Annotated in this window: 1 protein-coding gene; it reads right to left on the reverse strand. The window is 62.8% G+C overall.

The annotated features are described in order from the left end of the window. Positions 1–685 (reverse strand): MCE family protein (locus AAFP35_RS26240; protein ID WP_419224622.1); only part of this gene is annotated, 685 nt, incomplete at both ends.

The following is a 685-nucleotide window of genomic DNA, read 5'->3' on the forward strand; positions in this document are numbered from 1 at the left end:
CCAGCTGCTTCACCACGGTCGACAGATCATCGCCGTTCTCCTGCAACAACTTCGAGATCTGCGTCGCCGACGCCGTACCCGTCGTCAGAATCCGACGCACATCCGGATCCGCCGACGCCAACGTCGCGGTGATCAGATCCAGATTGTGCGCCCAACTCCGAATCGAGTCCGACTGTTCGGCCTGCGTCGCCAACACCACATCCGAGTTCTGGATCAACGAGATCGTGTCATCGATGCTGTCATGACCCGACTGCGACAACTTCGACAACGAATCCACCAACCGGGTCAGATCCTCACCCTTGCCGTTGAACGCCTTACCCAACTCGGTGATCACCGTGTGCAGATCATCGATCGGGATCGACGACGTGAAATCGATCGCCGAGGCCACCACATCCTCCAACGGCGGCGGCACCGACGTCTTCGTGATCACCGACCCGTCCTGCAGATACGGACCCGCCGCCGACGTCGGCTGCAAATCCACGAACTGCTCACCGATCGCGGACCGATTCGCCACCACCGCGGTCGCCGACGACGGGATGTGCGGACCCGGGCTCTCCAGTTCGAGGTCCACGTCGACACCCTCGTCGGTGAGGCGCAGCTCGCCCACCCGCCCGACCGGCACACCCTGATAGGTGACCTCGGCGTTGGTGAAGATGCCCCCGGAGTCCTTCATGGACGCGGTCAC

Source organism: Gordonia sp. CPCC 206044, assembly GCF_048537895.1.
Lineage (GTDB): Bacteria > Actinomycetota > Actinomycetes > Mycobacteriales > Mycobacteriaceae > Gordonia.